Source organism: Rhodovulum sp. YNF3179, from assembly GCF_050586465.1.
Classification (GTDB): domain Bacteria; phylum Pseudomonadota; class Alphaproteobacteria; order Rhodobacterales; family Rhodobacteraceae; genus CAJXYS01.
Genome location: NZ_JBOCEG010000004.1, coordinates 104,356 through 124,422, shown reverse-complemented (window position 1 = coordinate 124,422; position 20,067 = coordinate 104,356). Strand labels below are relative to the sequence as shown.

The following is a 20,067-nucleotide window of genomic DNA, read 5'->3' as shown; positions in this document are numbered from 1 at the left end:
GCCTGCCCTGGCCGGATGTGCCGCGCGACCTGCCGCCCGGCCGGCAAGGATCCCGTACCACCTCGTCCGGGGTCTTGAACCCTGCGGAGCCATCCCGGTCGCCACGACGGCGGCGCGGGTATCTCTCGCGGCCATCCTGCGTCCTGCGCTTTTGGGCAAGCCTCTGCTGCGCAGCAAAACATCCAAACCGTAAGGCCCGGGGAAAAATCGGAGGTCGACCAGGCATGAACAGCAATATTTCCAGAAGTCTTTCAGCTCTCTTCGCCTGCGCGTTGCTGCATCCCATGTCAGCGAGCGCACAGGATGCGACACCGGCCTGCGCCATTCCCGTTCCAGAAGGCGAAATCCTTGGCGAGACCTTCTCCTGCGGCCAGATCGAGGTGCCGGAGAACTGGGACGTACCGGGCGGGCGAACGATCCCGATCTCCTACATCGTCATGAAGAGCGACAGCCTCGCGCCCTTCGAGGACCCTGTCATCTACTTCCAGGGCGGGCCGGGCGGATCGGCTTTGAATTCCCTCGGCCAGATCGCCGGTGGCACGGCGGGCCTGCGCCGGAACCGCGACATCATCGTGTTCGACCAGCGCGGCACGGCCCACAGCAACGAGTTGCTCTGTCCCATCAATGTGCGGATCGCGTCGCCCGACACCTACGAGGAGGATTCCGCGGCCATCGAGGAACGGTTCGAGGCCATGGACATCGGCGCCGACAGTGCCCCCGAGGCGGTCTATGACATCATGGCCGCCGTCGCGGAGGTCACGGATTACCGTAGCTGCGTGCCGTATCTGGAAGCCCAGGGAAACGATATCACGCAATACAGCACGCAAAACACGGTCCGGGACACGATCGCGCTGATGCGGCACCTGGGCTATCCGGCCTACAACCTGTTCGGCGGATCCTACGGAAGCTCGGTGACGCTCGCCATCATGGATCATTACGAGACGACCGCCGGGACCGACCTGCCGCCCCTGCGCACCGCGGTCATCGACGGCGTGGCCCCGCGCAACACCGAATTTTACGAGATGGGGGTCCTGAACGCCTATGTGATCCTGCGTGTCTTCGCCGATTGCGAGGCCGATGCGGACTGTGCCGCGCGCTATCCCGATATCCGCCAGCGCACGGTTGACCTGCTGGCCCGTCTCGAGGCGGAGCCCCTGGTGCGCGAGGACGGGACGCGGGTGACCGCGGACGATCTGGCCGGCATCCTGTTGTCTTCGATTTCGCTTCGGAAGAACATGCTCCCCTTCCTGCCGCGCCTGATCGCCGAGCTGGAACAGGGAGAGTTCGCCGTGTTCGATCTGGCCGGGGCCGCCTCTCGCGGGGACGTGCGCTTGCCGAATGCGCAGATGCAGCCGACGCCGCCGGCGCCGGAAGGCGCCATGGCGGAGGCGCATGCGCGTTTCGAAAGCATCTCCGAGAAATTCGATGCGATCGAGGATGACCTTACCTTCATCCTCGCCGGCGCGGCCATCATCCGCGAGGCCCTTCTGGAGGCCACCAATCGCAGCGAGCTTTTCGTGGCGCTGCTCGAAGGCTATCTGGAAGCGACGGGCGGGTCGACCGCCAATCGCACCATGTCCGAACTCGAACCGCTGCTGATCCATCGCGACCAGCGCACCGCTGACGGCCTGGCAAGCTTCGTGCAGCAAGCGATCGTCATTCCGTCCCTGCAGACCGAGATGTTGGCACTCATCGACATTCTGGCGGAGGACGAACTCGCGGCCGTCTTCAGCCAGCTGACCCGCGACTCGTTTCTGCGCGGCCGGACGATGGTCGATTCGATCACGCACCGTATCGTTCGATGCAACGACATCTCCTACAGCTTCTTCAACGACGTGGCCTTCGACGCCTATGCGGAGTTCGAGGCGCCGCAGCTGATCGGCGAGTCGGCGAAGTGGGTGCCCAGCTATCAGATCAGCTGCGAACAGCTCGGCTTGGCAGCCGAGGCCTACGCGCCGGCGCCCCCTGGTGTCGAAAGCGATCTTCCCACGCTGGTCGTCAACGGCGCCCTCGATACCGCGACGCCGCCGGAATGGGGACTGCGCGCCGCCGAGACGCTGAGCAACGCCAGGGTCGTGACGGTGCCGATGTCGGGGCATGTGTCGGGGCTGTTCAACGCTTGCGGAAAAGCACTTGTGCAGTCCTTCATTCTCGCCCCGGAGACCCCGTTGAACACGGCATGCCTCGACGCGGCGCGCTACCGGTTTGTGCAGCCGGACGAGTCATTGCCGCAGTAGCGCCTTATGCAAGCAGCCATGCGCGCAGGCGCAACTCGGGCACATACCGGCTGCGTTCGCTGTAGGATCCGGCCAGTTCGGCAGCTGCGCCGGCAGCCGGGTTCCGCGGCGACCCACTGAACGGGGCCATTCACGATGTCGGCCCGCCCGGGTTCATGAACACCGGCCGGGGATCTCGGGTCGCGTGTTTCCCCGGCAAGGATCCCTCGGCGCATTCATCCCCGTACGCATATTTTCGCCCTTCGCAGAATCGTTCAGCCGGCTCAACTTGTTCGTGTGTTGGCCCTGTTTCCCCAGACAGCGCACCTGGCCCGCGCGGTCGAACCCCGGCCGCGCGGGCCTTTTCACCGGCAGCGTCCGGGGTCAGGGCCAGGAACACGCATTGGGATTGGCACAATCCACGGGACACATTGGGAGGCGATGATGAGGTTCCTTATCTCGGGTCTGGTTGCAGGCTCTCTTGTTTTCGGCTCGGCGCATCCTAGCGCCGCGATGACTGACGAACAGAAAGCCGGCTTGGCTGCCGCGGCAATCCTGGGGATTGCGGCTCTCGCCCACCATAACAAGCACTATCAGGGTGAATACCGCCCTCAGGGTGCTCAAGAGAAAGCCATGTTCGAAGCGGGATACCGTGACGGTCTGCACGATGTACGATTTGACACCGGCTACGGCTCGCGGGCTTACAGCGAAGGCTATGCCGCCGGCCACAAGGAGCGCGAAAACCGGCTCGCGCACAAGCAGGGCCATGCGCAAAAGGTCAGGGTGCCGAGCGCGGCAATCGCGGCCTGTCGGGACGAGGCGGTTTCGAGCCTTGGCGTCCGGATGCGGGACGTTCACATCGTCAATGCCGGCCAGGAAGGTTCCGACAACTACTACATCGAGCTCGCGGCCGGTCATCACCACGTCGTCTGCGGAACGAGCGGGAACGGCCAGGTCTTCAATCTGCGTGACGGGCGTCTTTGACCGGATATCTGCCGGTGATGGACGCGCCCGCCCTTCAGACGATCCGATCATATTGACAGACCCGACTGAATCTCGGTGAATAGAAACCGCGCGCAAGGGCTCGAGCGGTCAATAATCTTGGGTCGTGCCGATTTTCTGTCCGGGTCGCTGCCGCCGTCTCGCATGGCAATGAACTTTCCCGGGAAAGGTAGCCTGGGGCTCAGAAGCCGGCTTTCCCGGCCTGGCGGGCCTCGGCACAGATCGAATTGGAGACAGCAAAATGACCGAGATGGCGACCCCTCTGAAATACCTGGACAATGCAATGAACCGGCTTCAGGACCTCGGTCTGCTGCCGTCGACCGATACCAAGACCAGCGAAGCCCCCATCGTTGCCCTTCTCAACCAGATCTCGGACCTCGACGAAATGCGCGTGGCGGCAATCGCCCGAACCCTGAGCGAGGCCTCGGTCTTCAACGATATCGTCCGCCAGCAAGTCCAGACGATGGATGTGGGCGAGCGCTACAACGCCATTACCGACGCCTTCAACAGTATCCGCGATGACGCCCGGTCGATGGTCGAGCAGGTCGAAGACGGCAGGATCGACACCTTCGAGCGGCTTGGAAATGTCTGGATGAAAGTGACGCGCGGCGATATCGCCTCTCGGTTCGACAAGATCAAGGACACCTACCTGGATGTCACGGCCGCCACGCAGGACCAGATCGTACGTGAGCAGGACATCCTCGAGGCCTACCGGGACTTCCGTGGTGCTTTGAAGGAATCGGAGGTGCTGGCCTTCGAGGTGCTCGAAAAGGCAGGCCAGCGCCTGGAGTCGGCCAAGGACGCGTTGGGAGAGGCGATGTCCGCGCTCGAAGCCTATCATGGAGACGATCTTGCCGAGCGTGCCCGCCTCGAATTGAAGCGCGACGAACAGGTTCGCGCCCTTCAGAACGAGGAAAAGCGCTACCAGGTCGCCAAGGATCTCTCGGACAACCTGACGGTCAGCTACAACACCTCCGAAGTGATCATGGCACGCCTGCTGCAGACCACGAACGCCAAGGAACGGGTCTATTCCCAGGCGATTTCCTTCTTCTCCACGAACGAGGTGGTCCTGACTGCCCTGACGGCGTCCTTCACCGGGCTCTTCGGCCTCCACGAAAGCACGCAGACCGTCGAGGCGATGAAGGAAGGCGTCAGCAAGTCGCTCGAGGATCTGGCCGAAATCGGCGGCAAGGTTCAGGACGCGGCGCTGAAGGCCGGGTACGGGCCGACGATACGGGCTGACGCCGTGAAGAAGCTGGTCGAGTCGGTCGTGACCTGGCAGGAGCGATCGCACGAGATCATAGAGGAAATGCGTCGGCAAAGCACGGCCAACGCCGAGGAGATCCGCCAGGCGGTCGAGGACGGCAAGCGCCGGCTCGCCCGCCTCGCCGAGGAGGGCAAGGGGCTGGCCGCCGGATGACGGGCGCGGACGCGGGAACCGCTGCCACCCGCCAGCCTCTCGACGAGGTCATGATGGCGATGGATGTCGTTGACACGCTTCGGCGACGTGAGCGGCTCGTGCGCGGTGAGCTGGACGATGCAAGCCGGCGCGCGGACCTCAAGGCACGGCTGAAGGACATCTACGAAGCCCAGGGCATCGACGTTCCCGACCGGATACTCGAGGATGGCGTCGCGGCGCTGGCGGCCAATCGCTTCGTCTTCGATCCGCCGGAAGACAGCCTCGCGATACGGCTCGCCCGGATCTACGTGACCCGGGACCGGTGGGGAAAATGGGTTCTGGGCGCCGTGGCCTTGGTCTTGGTCATTCTTGCCGTCAACTACGTCACGGTCACACGGCCGAATGCCATGCTCGGCCCGAGGCTCGCCGAGCTCCACGACCAGGTGATCGCGGTATCGACGGTGCCGGACGCCACGATCATGGCCGATACCATGCTCGAGACGGGCCGCGCCGCCCTCGACCGGGAAGATCCCGCGACGGCGCGCGCGGCGCTGGAAGACCTCGGGAACCTGCGCGACCGTCTGGACCAGGATTACCGCCTGCGCATCGTCAACGAGCCGGGACGCCTCACCGGCGTCTGGCGGGTGCCCGAGGTCAATTCCGCCGCGCAAAACTACTACATCATCGTCGACGCCCTTGATCCGCGCGGCCAGGCCGTGTCCGTGCCCGTCGAAAACGAGGAGACGGGGTCGGTCGAGCGGGTCTCGACCTGGGGGCTGCGCGTCGACAAGGCGATCTTCGAACGGATCGCCGCGGACAAGCAGGATGACGGCATCATCCAGAACGACATCTTCGGCGCAAAGCCGCGTGGGACCCTGGAGCCTGCCTACGCCTTTCCGACCACGGGCGCCGCGATTACGCGTTGGTAGGAGATGCGCCATGATATCGGGACGCAAGGCGCTGGAGACCATAGAAAGAACGCTTGCTGACGAGGCCTCGGCCGTCAGCGCGCTCGAGGATCGGCTGGAGGCGCTTCAAAAACAGACGGAAGAGGCGCGCGCGGCAGAGCTGTCGGGCTACCGCGACCTCGCGGGGCTTCGTCTCGAGGCAATCGACAGGGATAGCCTCACCGGCGGCCTGGACCGGGCCGACAAGGATGCGCTGGCCCTTCTGGCGCAGCGTGACGCCGCGAGGCAAGCGGCACAGACGCGGCGCGCGGAGCTTGTTCAGCGGCTCGAGGACCTCGACGCACGGCGCGCCAGTCAGGAGGCTGACGTCGCCGCGGCACGCGCGGCAGTCGAAAGGGCGGAGACCGAGACGCGCGCGCGGCTTGAAAAAGATCCCGCCTTTAGCGCGCAGGAAGACCGCGCGCACAAGATCGACATCCAGGCGACCAACGCAGGCGAGAAGGCAAACCAGAGCGAAACCGAGCTGGCCGAGAAGCGCGCCGCCTACGAGCAGAGCCCGTTATTCATGTATCTCTGGACCCGCGGGTTCGGCTTACCCGGCTATGCGGCGATGCCGCTGATACGCACCCTGGACGGCTGGGTCGCAGGGCTGATCGGCTATGACGCGGCACGGCGCGATTTCGGGCGTCTCCAGGAGATCCCGAAACGCCTGCGCGGCCATGCAGATCGGCTGGCGGAAGAGGCGGCGGCCGAGGAAGAGGCCCTGTCGGAGTTGTGGCAGAAAGCGCGTGCCGAAGACGGCCTGACGCCCCTTGACGATGCGCTGGAGGCGGCAGAAGCCGCGTTGGAGCAGACGGAGGATGCGCGAGACGCCTTGGCGCAGCAGCACGAGGATCTTCTCGCCGAGTTGGCATCCTTCGCCTCCGGCGCGGACGAATGGTCATTGCAGGCCGTCGATTTGATCGCAGGAGAGCTTCGCCGGCAAAACGTGGAGGCCCTGTTCCAGGATGCGCAGGAAACCCTCGGCGCGGAAGACGACCGGATCGTCGGACGCCTCATGGAGTCCCAGGGCGAGATCGCGGCACTGCACGCGGCACGGGTCGAATTGAAAGAACGGCTCGACCAGAGGCTTGCCCGGCTGAAAGAGCTCGGAGAGATCGCGCGCGACTTCAAGCGCCGGCGCTACGCCCGGTCAAACTCCACCTTTCGCGATGGCGACCTGATAGCTGTTTTGCTGCAGAACCTTCTCGAGGGGACCCTGTCGCGGAACGGGTTCTGGGATCACCTCTCTCGCCAGCATCGTGTTCTACGCTCGACGATGCGCACGCACCGCGCCAGGCGGAGCCGGTCTGCCGGTGGCGGGTTCAGGACCGGCGGCGGCTTCGGCGGCGGGCGATCTGCGGGCGGCGGTTTCAGCACCGGTGGTGGCTTCTAGGACCAACGCAGACAGGATCCCTGCGCGGGATACCCCGGAGAGACCCCGCCCTTGCGGTTTTTTTGGTTGTTGGGTCTTTGGGGTGCTGAACACAAAAAGCCTCCCGTTTGGGAGGCTTTTTTTGCGGCTTTATTATTGGTGGGTATTGGTTGCGGGGAAGGGATTTGGACTCACGCGAAGACGAATCTTTTGTATCTCGCCGCGCCGCGGATACGCGGCGGCCAGGCCCTGATGCGCGTTGAAGACCTCCACAGCGCAAGTTACCGTCAGCCTCGGGGCGGTCGCCGGCCTAAACGCGGGGGCGATACCTTCCGAGGCATCCATCCGCGCTGCCGGGGCCGCCTCAAGGCCTTCGGCGTCGTCACGAGGCCTCTTCGGACGAAGCCTGAGAGCCCGAGGCGCTGGCCTTGGTGCCGTCTTCTGTGGTTCGAGTGGCCTCGCGGTCGAGGCGGGACAGCTCCCGCTCCACGCGCTCATCGACCCCATCCGGACGAAGAGCGTGCTTCTGGATGCGACGCCTGTTGGTCGCCGAAGCGAGGATCTCAAGCTCAACATAGAAATCCTCGGCGGCCTGCGGGTCTTGTTCGGCGAGCCAGTCGAGCCAGTCTTCGACGGTGTCAGCAATTGCGAGGCGCGCGTTGCGCTGCGCGACCTCATCTTTTCGACCGACGGTGCTGGCAACGCGGGCGACGCGGTCCATGGCGCGCTCAAGCTGCTTGCTCTGGGACGGGCTGATGCTGCGTGCCTTGCGGCTGCGTTTCTGGCTGTTGGTCGGAAGCTTCTTGGGCATGTCCTGCTCCTGCATAAGTCTGTTTCCATCGTGTCCGGCGGCGTCGCTACGTCGCCGGTGTTCTGGAAATGTTCCGACCTGGATGAGCGCAAAAGCGAAATTCAAACCGACTGTTGTAATTGCCTGACAAGGCTCGAAACTTTCTACTCTTCACCGTCCGACGCCGGGCCAGACCGTTCCCGCCGATGGTCTCTCTTCCGGCGTTCTGACTTACGCTCAAGACCGACAATCCTCTTGCTCAGGCTACGCCTCGCAGAAGCGAGCTTCGCACGCATATCGTTGGGCAAGAGCTCAGCGAGACTGACGATAATATCGTCCGCCTTACGGATCTCGGCGAGATCTTCGGCTACCTGCCGTTCGGCCTCGGCGCGGGCATCAGCCTCCAGGCGCGTTCGCAGACGCCTCAGGGCTGATCGGAATGCCCTGCGAGCAAGCCCGAACCCTCTTGACGCCTTCAAGGCGGGACTCCTGGGAAGCCGCGACGGATTATCCGCGCGGACTTCGACCGACCCAGATTTCACTTCGCGACCGCTTTCATCGAGCTCTCCGGAAGCAATGCCTTCGGTAAAGGCCAGAACCGCATCGGCCTCTCGCTCGCGGGCCTCTACCTCGCGCCGGCGCACCTCAAGATGAGCCTCTTTCTCCGCCAGTTCCTTCTCCTGCCGCCGCCGCCATTCAGCGGGGCGGACATGGCGACGCTTCTTCGGTGACTCCCTGCCATTCTCAAGCGCATCACGGATGGCCTGCGCCCTGCGCTCACCGCGCGTCAGTCCGAGAGGCGCGAACCATTCGCCGACGCTGTCTTGCGCCAGTTCATAGTCGCGGATTACATCGAACTTCGACGGCTGGAGCATCTTCCGTCTGGCGATAACCTTCTTCTCGCCAGTAGCCTTGTCGGTTCGCTTCATCTCGACGGTCTCGCGCGGCATGATGACCGCATGGATATGGTAGGCTTCCTCGTCCAGATCCGCACGGGCATGGATCACGTCCTCGCCGAAGGTCTCCCTGAGCCAGTCGACTGCGAGACGCTCGAACTCTGCGACACGCTGGTTCGTGGTTGCTTCACCGAAGAAGACGGACAAGTCTTCCTCGAACCACTCCTTGTTGGCCGTCAGGATGAGCTCCCTCATGGGACCATGCCGTGTAGGGCGCCAAGGGTCATGCGGCCCTTCAGCAAGACGCCGCTGGATATCCTTGCGCCTCTTTCGGCTCTCAAGGGCCTCAAGCTCCGCGGCGAAGTTCTCCGCCTTGATCGTCTCGACTTCTTCCAAGGCTCTCTCAGCCCAGTCGGCGGGACCGATCAGGCGCCGATTCTGATCAGAGCGAGTCTCGTCAACATGTCCGAGATCGCCGCCCCGGCGGCATCGATGTGCTTCGTAGCCTGCAAGGTCCGACGGGCTCAGGCCCTCGAAACGCAGGACTACAGGGTGAAATTGTTCCGACACGGCTCCGTCCATCTTCGGACCTCCTTGGATTGTGGAGGTCAGGAGATGGGGTCAAACGAGATGGCCGATAGCCGAGCAGAACGAACATTCTTCTTGCACAACCCAACAACGCTGCCATCCCAACGGCGCCAATCTAAGGTTGCAGCAACAGCTTCCCCTTGGTTTAGTTCCTTTTACTTGAAACAGCAGTCGATAAGAAAAAGTGGAAGTCCGTCCAGATCTACGCAGTCCTACACTGGGTAAGCTAACCCAAGGTACGGTCTTCTGCTGTGCAGCCGCCGCTCGCTACAACGAGTGCCCGGTTCATGGCCTTACTATTACCGCGCGTTGTGACGTCGCACAGGACAAATACCCTATTCTCAGTTACCTTCCAGTTGTACGCTTGAACGATTGGCTGCGGCGAGACGGATTAGACATACTGACGACCAAGGTTCAAAATGACCTTAATGGAAAGCTTAAACAACAACTCAAGCAGGCCGCTTTATCTGAAAACCTCCTCAGGACTATTTCATTAAAGGAAATTGCACGCGTAAACTTCCCGAAAGACGAGGGTAGCAAAAATCAAAAAAAACAGGCAGATCGATTCCACAAAACCATTTCGATGAAAGAGCAACTTGATGAACTAGCCGAGACTGGGAGCGCAGAGGCGCTCTTCGCTTGGATTTGCGAAGAATACGAGAACGAAATAAAATTATTGATTGAGCGTCTCAGTCGTCATGACGTATTGGGACACTACCTACTGGAGCGACTTGAGAAAGGTGAAAAGGAGGCACCGGGATATGTCTGCCTCCTTCGTGAGATGACATCTCTTCCAAAAAGAACTGCGGAAAAAGTGGCAAAAGGACTTTCAAAACAAGAGTACAATGCCATAAGACCCAAAACTGACGCAGGCGGTCTTAATTTTTCTCATAGTGATTTTGCAATGCCGATTTCAGAAATCGCCTCGCCGACAATCGAACATCTATTACAGTCTTTTTCGAACCTATTTGGAAGAATTGGTGTAGCAGATCCATTTGAAGATGATATCGCAGCCATTACTCAACTGAGCATTCAGAAGGGTGGAAAACAATGAAATATGTTTGCATCGACGATGGAGCTGTTTCTGAACTTATATCGGGCAGACACTATCAATCCATCGACTTCAAGGCCGGCGAAGAACTCATCAAGGCTCTAAGCGGGACAGTCTCTTTTGTACACAAGCTTGGCAAAGTGACCACATTTCAAGACGAAGATGGCGTATTCATGACGACCAAGGGGAACTGGAAAAAAAAGAAGTACTTGGTCATTGATTGCGAAGAATCCCTCCTGTTTACGCAGCTTCGGGAAAGTGAGACGCTGACGTCATTTCAAAAACTTCTCCGTTTTTGCGCAAAGTATTGGAATAATGGGATTTATAACAATTCAGAGAAAATAATTACCGGAACAAGCAAAGCTGTCGTCTTCCCACTTCCCTACTCTCCGGTCCCTTTCCGAATTACCCTTGAACGAGAACCTCTCAAGGAGCGGCTAAAGAAGCGAGAACTCGGTGGTCACTTTCTCCTTGCCTACAAGTCCGGCTGGGAGGGCGCCAGCTCGCCAAACGAGAGCCCAGACACCGCAAATTTTAGGAAAGTCATTGGCAGACTTTCAGAGATCTATTCCTCTTTGGAGAGGACCGCGGAAAGGCTTGAAGCGGACCAGCCGTCAGGAAGCCTAACCTCAACGAAACTTGAAGCTCCAGACGCGGCGAGACCCGCGCATATGCCTTTTGAGGAATGGCTGCCACTTCTCACTGACAAACAGAGGGCATTCGTTTTCGCCACACCGGAGGTTCCGCATAGACTTCAAGGCCCAGCTGGCACCGGGAAAACACTTTCACTTTTGCTTCGAACTATTTACATCCTCCGCGAAGCAGAGCGCAAAGGGAGAGAATGCCGTGGGCTCTTGGTAACACACAGCGAAGCGACCAAGGATACCATCAACGAGATACTATCTGTTGTTGACACTAAAGACTTCAAGGATAGAGACCCCGAAAGTGCGAGTGTAAGCCTTTCTGTTGAAACACTCGCGTCCCTTTGCGCTAAGCTATTAAATACAACCATTAAAGAATCGGAATTTGTAGACCGAGATGCGCAGGATTCTAAAATCCTGCAACAACTGTATGTAGAGAGCGCTATTTCAGAGGCTCTCCAGAAAGAGTTTCCGTCATTCAAACCCCATCTTAGCGATCAGTTTAGAGAATTCATCCAAGGCCAAGCTAAGGAAATACAGTCACAGATTTTCCAACATGAAATTAGTGTTCAAATCAAGGGTCGATCAGGTGAGAGATTTGATATCTACAAGAACTGCCCGCCACTGAAGTACGGCCTACCAGTAAATAACGAAGCGGATAGAGGTTATGCGTTCTCAGTGTACCGCCTTTATCAGGATCAGCTCGAAAATGCAGGTCAATTCGATACCGATGATGTAGTAATATCCGCCATCGGGCAGCTCGACACTCCAATATGGCGGAGGCGCAGGGAAAGGGAGGGTTTTGACTTTATTGCCATAGATGAAACTCATCTTTTCAATATAAATGAGCTTCACGTTTTTCATCACTTCTCACGGCGAGTATCTAAAAATCCAATTTCCTTCACCGTTGACCAAGCTCAGGCAGTCGGCGATAGAGGCTGGGGTGATGTAAACGCATATGACGAACTTCTTGAGAATGGCGATAAGGAAAATGATATAACTACCGTCAACGCCGTGTTCCGTAATGCACCACACATTCGGGAGTTTTGCCAATCCATTCTTGCGTCCGGCGCAACACTATTTACAAACTTTGAAAATACTCTTCTCGAAAGCAATAGCACATTTACCGCAGAGGAAGAGAGGAGATCATGCCCAACAAAGTACAAAGAATACACAGATGACGACGCGATGGTTCAAGCTGCGTTCCAAGAAGCCGAGAAATTGGCAAAGGAGACTCAGTCTGGGAAGGCCCGCATACTCATTACTACACTTTCGGATGATCTACTCAGTAGTCTGAAAGACTATGCAGAGAAGAATAACAAGCCAACAACCGTTATTGAAAGACGCGGAGACTACGTGCAGCTGCGAAAGGCTGAAAAATCCGGTCACTTCGTCTTGGCCCATTCTGACTTCGTTGGAGGCCTGGAGTTCAATGCGGTAGTAATCGTGGGAGTTGACGAGGGAAGAGTTCCAGTCGCGGGGGCTACGTCAAACGCCGACTCTCGGAGCTTTGCCAATTATGCTGCGCACAATCGGCTATATGTCGCCGCGTCAAGGGCGCGGTTCGCGTTGCTGTTGATGGGGGTAAACGCGCGCGGCTCAAGCAGTCTTCTTAAAGCTGCGGCTGCCAACGGCCTTGTAGAAGGAACCGACTAAGCCTAACGTAATTGAGGCATTGGTTCGGAAGTCCAACGCCTGTCTTCCTGCTTGGCTCATTACTCACTAATCAGCTCGCACTCCGGGGCGTAACCCCTTCGTTCGAGCTGTCGTTCGCCAGGGCTCTGCCCTGGACCCGCTTGGGCGAGGTCGTTCCGCACACCTCCCCCAAGACCCCCTCTTGCTCGCGCTACCCCGCGCGGGCCAAGGGGAGCGTTCGCCACGCCCCTTGGATTCCCCAGGCGCCTCCGGCGGGCAGAGGGGTATGCTCGCCGCTACCCCTCTGCACTTCCCTTAGCGTCTTCCGACGGACCGTAGGGACGCGCCGCCCCCTCCGGATTCCCCAGAGCAGGGACCTGCTCGGCGCAGATCCCTGCACCCTCTCTGGCGGCGTCCGGCGAGCCAAGACCGTTCCGCAGGGCTCTGGATCAATCGGATCGGCTACCTGCTACCTGCTACCTGCTACCTGCTACCTGCTACCTGCTAACTGCTACCTGCTACCTGCTACCTGCTACCTGCTACCTGCTACCTGCTACCTGCTACCTGCTACCTGCTACCGAAAAGGTAAAGCACTTCACCACTACTTATAGTGCCACCCGTCGAACAATGCACAATATGGGGGTTGATTGGCGCGCGAAGGCTGCGACAATTTACACGCTGGACGGGTGATTCTCTATGGGCCGGCCAGCCGGCAGAGCTGCGCCGCCGATCAAAAGTGCGTAGCGCCAAGCGGGCGGACCCAAAATCTTGGCCCGCCTCTTGGGGCCATGAAGAAAGGAAAAGCCATGGCAATAGAAAGACACCCCGTCACCGGGGTTGAACTGAACCCAACCGTCGTAGAGCGGACGGCCTTGGACTTCGACGATGCAGTTACTGCGCACCTCATGCGTCTGAAAGGTGAGAAGTTCCAGACGATCGCTCAGAAGCTCGGCACTAACACTTTCAGGGTCGGTGAGGTGCTGAGAGGCGATGTCCATCCGAAAGCCGCCACAGAAGCGCTTCGGCTTGTGAACTGACGCCGCCAGAAGTCCGACAGGGAGGTAGAAGACCCTCGTTGGACGGCGGCTTCGGTCGCCGTCCTTTTTCCTTCAGTCTACCGTAGAACCCGGCCCAAGCAGATAGATTAAGGCATTCTGACCTGCATGTTTGCAGCCAGACTGCCCGCTCGCAGAAATCAAGCAACATCTGCACGCCGACTTATCAAACCATCGAAAGACCGGACTCAACGTGATCCGCGCAGCTTGCGTGGATGGACGAGGCTATGGAGCGTGCGGTTCCGCGCGCGCCTTGTGACGCGCGGAACCGCAGCCCCCACAAGGGGCAGGTTCCCCAGTTGGCGTCGATCTCTCCCCAACGCAAGGAGCCGACATGTTCGATCAATCTTCCCTCCCACCTCAGGTAGCCGACTGGCAGGCCACCCTGGGTCGCGGCGACATCATTCTCTTCCGGTTTCCCATCGCCGAGCGTTCCGGTGCCGGTAAGGGCCCGAAGTGCCGCCCCTGCCTCGTGCTCGATGTCTACACCTCCAAGGGCCAGCGGTTCGCCAAGCTCGCTTACGGAACCTCAGCAACCACGCGCGCGAACCGCGGCTACGAGGTTCATGTCACCCAGAAGGACGCGCTCGCCGATGCGGGGGTCAATAAGCCGACCCGGTTCGTCTGTGCCCGGACGATCATCGTCAGTCTCGGTAACCCGGGCTTTCCCCGGATCGGAGGCAACGGATCGCCGGTGATCGGACGCCTGAATGGGCCGCTGATCGAGCGGATGAATGCAGTTCGAGCCCGGTTGCAAGCTGAAGCCGACATAGCCGCGGACGCCCGCGAGGAGAGGCGGAAGGAACGCCTCCAATGGCGTCGCGAGGGACGCGGTTTCCGGGAGCGGAACCGCGCCCTGCTCGCTGCCAGGAACTCCGACAAGAAGAAGGGACTCGCACAATGACTTTTGCTCTACCCCTGACCTACGACCACATCGACACCCTCGCGGCTTCGGCCTTCGCCCAGGCCCGGAGTTGCGCTGAGGTGCTGCGCGAGGAGGTCATCCCGCGTATCGGAACTGCCGACGCCGAGACCGCGGAGCGAGTGGTCTCCGCGATCGAACGGCGCCAGGTCTTCGATGAAGCCGTTCTGGCCGACATCGACCTGCTCGTGGATACCCTCACGGGCTATATCGAAGCCGGAACGACCGCCGCCAATCAGGTTATCGCCGACGAGCACCATATCGAAGGCGGAGTGGTTCTCACCCGGACGCGCCGCACCCGGGATGCCGAGGCGCTCGCACGCGCGGTTTCAGGGATCGACGGACTTCGCCAGACCCTGCTCGGCGTGCATGACGCGATGCACGCCGAGCGTGCTTTGGCGGACATGCGCAAGCGTGCCTGATCAGCAAGCCTCGGCGACCGGCGTTTCGCCGAGAATGCCCGCGCGGGTTTCCCCGCGCGGGCACCACCGTTGGCCGTTGTTATCCGAGGCAATTCTGCTCATTCGAGCTGATGGGGCTCAGTGTCCTCAGCCGAAGGAGACTCAGATGCCTCTCACAAAAATCATCGACCTTGTCGCCGAAGTTGCTGCCAAGCGGGTCGCGCGGGAGCGCGAACCGGAGGACGAACCTTCGGACACGGTATGGTTGAACCTACGGATTACGTTCACGCAAGCAATGATTTTTTCCGGGCTGCCTGCATGCTCTCTTCCTTGACTTAGAGCCTGACTTGGCACCGAAACAGATAGGCAAAAATTACTCAAAAAACGACAACCTAAACAAACTTAACTTCAAGAATTTTCACGCATAGGCTGTTGCAATTTCAATCTCAGTGCGGTTTCTTCCGACCTGTATTTTCATTAAGCCGACGACCAAGAGATCACATTTGCAACCGATTTCCAACGCCGCCAAGGCAACCCGAAGCAGTCTCATTTACCGAAGAGGATCATGGCAGCTATCGGCTGGGGAGAAGTCCTATATAGCTTATATAATCGCCTATTTCGCGATAGGTATGGCGTTTGTTTCGCTTGTGCGCGGCAATGGGCCATCAACGCTGTTGCGTGCGATTACAGCGATGCCGGAACTTGCCATATCGATCGTATATGTTCACGGAGCAACACTCGGAATCTTGGTAGTGCCAGCGCTACTACTATCCGGCCGCAGTCTTCTTCCGAGTATTGGAAAAGCAGCGGCCATCGGGTTCGCAACACTGCTATTCCTCCTGACATTTTCTCTTGTAAAGACAACCCTACCAGACGCGGTTCCATTCTACGCAGACCGCGCATTTGCTCGTGTAGATGCCTGGCTACATGGGGGGCGCGACCCTTGGTCATTAACACATGAGTGGATGGTCGACCTTCCTCCCGTCATCTTCTCACGGATCTACATGGAAGGCTGGGTTTTCGTATCGACATTCTTCCCGATGCTTCTGGTTCTACTTGATCCCGATAACGCCCGGCGTTCCCGGTTTCTGATGCTCTATCTGGTCGGGTGGGTGTTCCTTGGTAATGTGCTCGCGCTTGCAGGAATGTCGGCTGGTCCAATCTATCATGACCGTCTCACTGGGCTTGAGTATTTCGCAGGTCTTGATGAGGCGCTCACGAGCTCCGGTATTGCCGCATCACGCGTGGGCTTGATGCATGATCACCTTTGGGCTGTATATGAAGGCGGACGCCTTTTCGCGGGCTCTGGCATTTCAGCGTTTCCGAGTGTCCACGTCGGATTCGTAGCACTGCTGGCCTTGTATCTCTTCGAACGCCTCCCGAGGTTAGCTCCAGTTTGGATCGCGACGGTATTGATCTTCCAGTTCCTCTCGGTACATCTCGGCTGGCATTATGCAATCGATGGCTACGTTTCCATCGCACTCATCGTAGGTCTCTGGTGGTGGATGAAACGCAAAGCGCGCCGTCGCAGCCATGGTGAAATAACTGAAAGCCCCTCAATTTAAAACGCGGGCAGCGTTAGCACCCATACACCAGCATTGCCCGTCGATCGGCCTGCAATAACTTTCACCCTCGAAGTCCATCGCGCGCACCAAGATCGAGGTCTATCCCAGCTCATCTTGCGCTCGCCTTGGGCGCGATTACCGGAGGTCCCATGCACCAGTCGACCCGTGCCATTCTCTACGCCCGCTGTTCTTCAGATCTGCAGAGCCCGGCCTCGATCGAAGACCAGCTGCGCAAGTGCCGCGCATTCGCCAAGGACAAAGGCTGGCAGGTCGTCGCCGAGCATACGGACCGGGAGACAAGCGGCTCTGTTCGTGCGCGGCCGGGCTTCCAAGCACTTCTGGAAGACATGCGTAACGGTGCCTGCGATGTGGTGGTCGCGGAGAGCCTCGACCGGATTTCCCGCGACCAGGAACATACCGCGGCGTTCTACAAGGATGCGCGCTTTCACGATGTCGAGATCTACAGCACTGCTCATGGGAAGGTGAGCGGGATCACGCTGGCCTTCGGCTCGGCGATGGCATCGCACCAGCTCGAAGACCTCGCCGGCAAAACACGGCGCGGGCTTGAGGGCCGTGTCGTGGCCGGCAAGAGCGGCGGCGGGCTCAGCTACGGCTACCGCGTCAAACCCGTCGAGAATGGCGTTGTGCTGAAAGGAGAGATCGAGATCGACGAGGAGCAGGCGGCTATCGTTCAGCGGATTTTCCGGGAGTATGTCGATGGCCGTTCGCCTATGAATATCGCGGCCGACCTCAATGCAGAAGAGATCCCCTCGCCGCGCGGACGCGGTGCCGGTTCAGGGCATTGGAAGCAGAACACGATCAACGGCAACCGGTCCCGCGGCACGGGCATTCTCAACAATGAGCTCTACGTCGGCCGCCGAGTCTGGAACCGCCATCGGTATGTGAAGAATCCGGTGACGGACCGCCGGGTTGCCCGCCTCAATGATCCGTCCGAGTGGGTGGTCAGCGAGGTGCCACATCTTCGGATCATCGACCAGGAGCTATGGGACGCCGTGAAGGCCCGGCAGGAGAAGGCCCAGAAGGTCCGCTCAGCGGTCACGGCCACCGACCGCAATGGCCTGTCATCCAGCCGGATGCTCAGGCGGCGCCATTACCCTCTCTCCGGGCTTCTGGAATGCGAACTCTGCGGCGGCCGGATGACCATCGCCGGGAGCGGAAAGTATAAGGCCTACTACTGCGCCAACGCCAAGGAGAAGGGTTCGAGTGTCTGCAAAGGGCAACCGGGCCTCAACGAACGCCTTGCGGCCGAGACGGTGGTCTCATGTATGAAGGACGGCCTGATGACCGAGGAAGCCTACGAGGAGTTTCGCGGCCGCGTGGAAGAGCATCTTCGCTCCAGCCAGGGCGAAGCCGAGGAAGCGCTCCGGCTCCACGACAAACAGGTGCGCAAGCTCGAGAAGAACCGGGCGAACCTGCTGAATGCAATCGAAGAGGGGCAGTATTCTGCGTCCGTCATCGAGCGCCTGAACGCCGTGGACGCGGAGTTGAAGGAATTGCGCGGACAGCGTGACGCGCTCGTCCCCCAGGCCGTCGAACTGCCCGACGATCTTCCTGAGCGCTACCGCGCGTTTGTAGACGATCTCTTGAACACGCTCTCGGACGAGAGGATCGCAGCGCGGGCGAGCGATGAGCTACAGGACATGCTCGACCGCATCGTCGTCTCCTGGGACGATGCAGCCGGTGCTCACCTCCTGGATATCCGCGGGGATCTTGTTGAGATGCTCAAACGAGCGAAGCCCGCCGAGGGGGCGGGCTTCGATGCAAATGCGTGTTCGCTCGAGTTGGTTGCGGGGAGAGGATTTGAACCTCTGACCTTCAGGTTATGAGCCTGACGAGCTACCGGACTGCTCCACCCCGCGCCATTTGTTTTGGTTTTGGCATCGTTTAGAGAGAATTTCTGTTCCTTTCTAGGTTTGGCGGTGACCTACTCTCCCACGTCTTGAGACGCAGTACCATCGGCGCTACGGCACTTAACGACCGAGTTCGGGATGGGATCGGGTGTTTTGCTCGCGCTATGACCACCAAACCGAGGAAGGAACAGGGACGAGACGCTTTCCATGTCTTTTGTTTGCTTTTGAGTTTTTGAAGCAAGCCTTGCTTCTACTGGATCAAATCAAGCCTATCGGGCCATTAGTACCGGTCAACTGAACGCATTGCTGCGCTTACATCTCCGGCCTATCGACGTGGTGGTCTTCCACGGCCCTCAAGGGAGACCTTGTTTCGAGGGGGGCTTCCCGCTTAGATGCCTTCAGCGGTTATCCTTTCCGATCATAGCTACCCTGCACTGCGGCTGGCGCCACAACAGGTCCACCAGTGGATCGTCCACCCCGGTCCTCTCGTACTAGGGGCAGCTCCTCTCAAGTCTCCTACACCCACGGCAGATAGGGACCGAACTGTCTCACGACGTTCTAAACCCAGCTCACGTACCTCTTTAAACGGCGAACAGCCGTACCCTTGGGACCTGCTCCAGCCCCAGGATGAGATGAGCCGACATCGAGGTGCCAAACACTGCCGTCGATATGGACTCTTGGGCAGTATCAGCCTGTTATCCCCGGCGTACCTTTTATCCGTTGAGCGATGGCCCTTCCACGCGGGACCACCGGATCACTATGGCCGTCTTTCGACTCTGCTCGACTTGTCAGTCTCGCAGTCAGGCTGGCTTCTGCCATTGCACTCAACGAGCGATTTCCGACCGCTCTGAGCCAACCTTCGCGCGCCTCCGTTACTCTTTGGGAGGCGACCGCCCCAGTCAAACTACCCGCCACACAGGGTCCCGGATCCGGGTTCACGGACCGCGGTTAGACATCAAGCGAACGAAGAGTGGTATCTCAAGGATGGCTCCGCAGGAGCTGGCGCCCCTGTTTCAAAGCCTACCACCTATCCTGCACATCGTTGGCCTGATGCCAGTGTGAAGCTGTAGTAAAGGTGCACGGGGTCTTTCCGTCTAACCGCGGGAAGCCTGCATCTTGACAGGCAATTCAATTTCGCTGAGTCGACGTTGGAGACAGCGGGGAAGTCGTTACGCCATTCGTGCAGGTCGGAACTTACCCGACAAGGAATTTCGCTACCTTAGGACCGTTATAGTTACGGCCGCCGTTTACCGGGGCTTCAATTCGGAGCTTGCACCCCTCCTTTTAACCTTCCGGCACCGGGCAGGCGTCAGACCCTATACGTCGTCTTGCGACTTCGCAGAGCCCTGTGTTTTTAGTAAACAGTCGCCACCCCCTGGTTTGTGCCCCCGGACACTGGTTGCCCAGCACCCGGGCCTCCTTCTCGCGAACTTACGGAGGTATTTTGCCGAGTTCCTTCAACGTCGTTCTCTCAAGCGCCTTGGTATGCTCTACCAGTCCACCTGTGTCGGTTTGGGGTACGGTCTGATGGAGGGCTATTTCCAGGGACTGCCTGGCTGCCGAACCAATCCGATAAGGTCCGACAACGTCCGCAATCCGTCACGTCCTCCTGGCCCAGGAATATTTACCTGGTTCCCATCGACTACGCCTTTCGGCCTCGCCTTAGGGGCCGGCTCACCCTGCTCAGATTAGCTTTAAGCAGGAACCCTTGGA

Annotated in this window: 15 protein-coding genes, 1 tRNA gene and 2 rRNA genes (1 of these 18 only partly in view); 13 read left to right on the top strand and 5 right to left on the bottom strand. The window is 59.5% G+C overall.

The genetic code is table 11. The annotated features are described in order from the left end of the window. Positions 1-284 precede the first annotated feature (284 nt). From ACQ5SP_RS08285 to ACQ5SP_RS08265, 5 genes are all read left to right on the top strand, one after another. The gene (locus tag ACQ5SP_RS08285) at positions 285-2,237 is read left to right on the top strand and encodes an alpha/beta hydrolase (protein ID WP_430937884.1); all 1,953 of its coding nucleotides are present in this window, start codon (positions 285-287) and stop codon (positions 2,235-2,237) included. Between the two features lie 423 nt (positions 2,238-2,660). Then, on the top strand, positions 2,661-3,200 hold the full coding sequence (locus ACQ5SP_RS08280; RefSeq protein WP_430937883.1) for a hypothetical protein: 540 nt from the start codon (positions 2,661-2,663) through the stop codon (positions 3,198-3,200). Between the two features lie 259 nt (positions 3,201-3,459). Continuing rightward, positions 3,460-4,638, top strand: coding sequence for a cell surface protein (locus ACQ5SP_RS08275; protein WP_430937882.1), 1,179 nt, complete (start codon positions 3,460-3,462; stop codon positions 4,636-4,638). Beyond that, positions 4,635-5,546, top strand: a complete 912-nt coding sequence (locus ACQ5SP_RS08270) for a DUF6384 family protein (RefSeq protein ID WP_430937881.1) — start codon at positions 4,635-4,637, stop codon at positions 5,544-5,546. Before ACQ5SP_RS08275 ends, ACQ5SP_RS08270 begins: the two co-directional genes overlap by 4 nt. A gap of 10 nt (positions 5,547-5,556) precedes the next feature. Beyond that, positions 5,557-6,960, top strand: a complete 1,404-nt coding sequence (locus tag ACQ5SP_RS08265) for a hypothetical protein (protein ID WP_430937880.1) — start codon at positions 5,557-5,559, stop codon at positions 6,958-6,960. A 361-nt stretch (positions 6,961-7,321) separates the two neighbouring features. Here the strand turns inward: ACQ5SP_RS08265 and ACQ5SP_RS08260 are convergent, their stop codons facing one another. Continuing rightward, entirely contained in the window at positions 7,322-7,750 is a 429-nt protein-coding gene (locus tag ACQ5SP_RS08260; protein WP_430937879.1) for a hypothetical protein, read from the bottom strand. 143 nt (positions 7,751-7,893) lie between these two features. Further along, the gene (locus tag ACQ5SP_RS08255) at positions 7,894-9,207 is read right to left on the bottom strand and encodes a plasmid recombination protein (protein WP_430937878.1); all 1,314 of its coding nucleotides are present in this window, start codon (positions 9,205-9,207) and stop codon (positions 7,894-7,896) included. A 370-nt stretch (positions 9,208-9,577) separates the two neighbouring features. Between ACQ5SP_RS08255 and ACQ5SP_RS08250 the strand changes: the two genes are divergently transcribed. The 8 genes from ACQ5SP_RS08250 (at position 9,578) to ACQ5SP_RS08215 (ending at position 18,330) form a co-directional block, all read left to right on the top strand. Beyond that, positions 9,578-10,267, top strand: a complete 690-nt coding sequence (locus ACQ5SP_RS08250) for a hypothetical protein (RefSeq protein ID WP_430937877.1) — start codon at positions 9,578-9,580, stop codon at positions 10,265-10,267. Then, positions 10,264-12,561: a UvrD-helicase domain-containing protein gene (locus ACQ5SP_RS08245; protein ID WP_430937876.1), complete on the top strand. Its 2,298-nt coding sequence runs from the start codon at positions 10,264-10,266 to the stop codon at positions 12,559-12,561. The genes ACQ5SP_RS08250 and ACQ5SP_RS08245 overlap by 4 nt, the downstream gene beginning before the upstream one ends. A gap of 767 nt (positions 12,562-13,328) precedes the next feature. Continuing rightward, positions 13,329-13,577, top strand: a complete 249-nt coding sequence (locus ACQ5SP_RS08240) for a hypothetical protein (protein ID WP_430937875.1) — start codon at positions 13,329-13,331, stop codon at positions 13,575-13,577. Positions 13,578-13,929: 352 nt separating this feature from the next. Continuing rightward, positions 13,930-14,499, top strand: a complete 570-nt coding sequence (locus ACQ5SP_RS08235) for a hypothetical protein (protein WP_430937874.1) — start codon at positions 13,930-13,932, stop codon at positions 14,497-14,499. Next, complete coding sequence (locus ACQ5SP_RS08230) at positions 14,496-14,939, top strand: hypothetical protein (protein ID WP_430937873.1); 444 nt, start codon at positions 14,496-14,498, stop codon at positions 14,937-14,939. The genes ACQ5SP_RS08235 and ACQ5SP_RS08230 overlap by 4 nt, the downstream gene beginning before the upstream one ends. A gap of 145 nt (positions 14,940-15,084) precedes the next feature. Then, entirely contained in the window at positions 15,085-15,252 is a 168-nt protein-coding gene (locus ACQ5SP_RS08225; RefSeq protein ID WP_430937872.1) for a hypothetical protein, read from the top strand. A gap of 295 nt (positions 15,253-15,547) precedes the next feature. Continuing rightward, on the top strand, positions 15,548-16,483 hold the full coding sequence (locus ACQ5SP_RS08220) for a phosphatase PAP2 family protein (RefSeq protein ID WP_430937871.1): 936 nt from the start codon (positions 15,548-15,550) through the stop codon (positions 16,481-16,483). A 149-nt stretch (positions 16,484-16,632) separates the two neighbouring features. Then, positions 16,633-18,330 carry a recombinase family protein gene (locus ACQ5SP_RS08215; RefSeq protein ID WP_430938163.1) on the top strand — a complete coding sequence of 566 codons (1,698 nt, stop codon included), beginning with the start codon at positions 16,633-16,635 and terminating at the stop codon, positions 18,328-18,330. Here the strand turns inward: ACQ5SP_RS08215 and ACQ5SP_RS08210 are convergent. From ACQ5SP_RS08210 to ACQ5SP_RS08200, 3 genes are all read right to left on the bottom strand, one after another. Further along, positions 18,287-18,363, bottom strand: a tRNA-Met gene (locus ACQ5SP_RS08210). The two genes, ACQ5SP_RS08215 and ACQ5SP_RS08210, sit on opposite strands and share 44 nt — an antisense overlap. Positions 18,364-18,415: 52 nt before the next feature. Next, positions 18,416-18,530, bottom strand: a 5S ribosomal RNA gene (gene rrf / locus ACQ5SP_RS08205). 83 nt (positions 18,531-18,613) lie between these two features. After that, positions 18,614-20,067: ribosomal RNA gene (locus ACQ5SP_RS08200) — 23S ribosomal RNA — on the bottom strand; it runs 1,491 nt beyond the window's last position.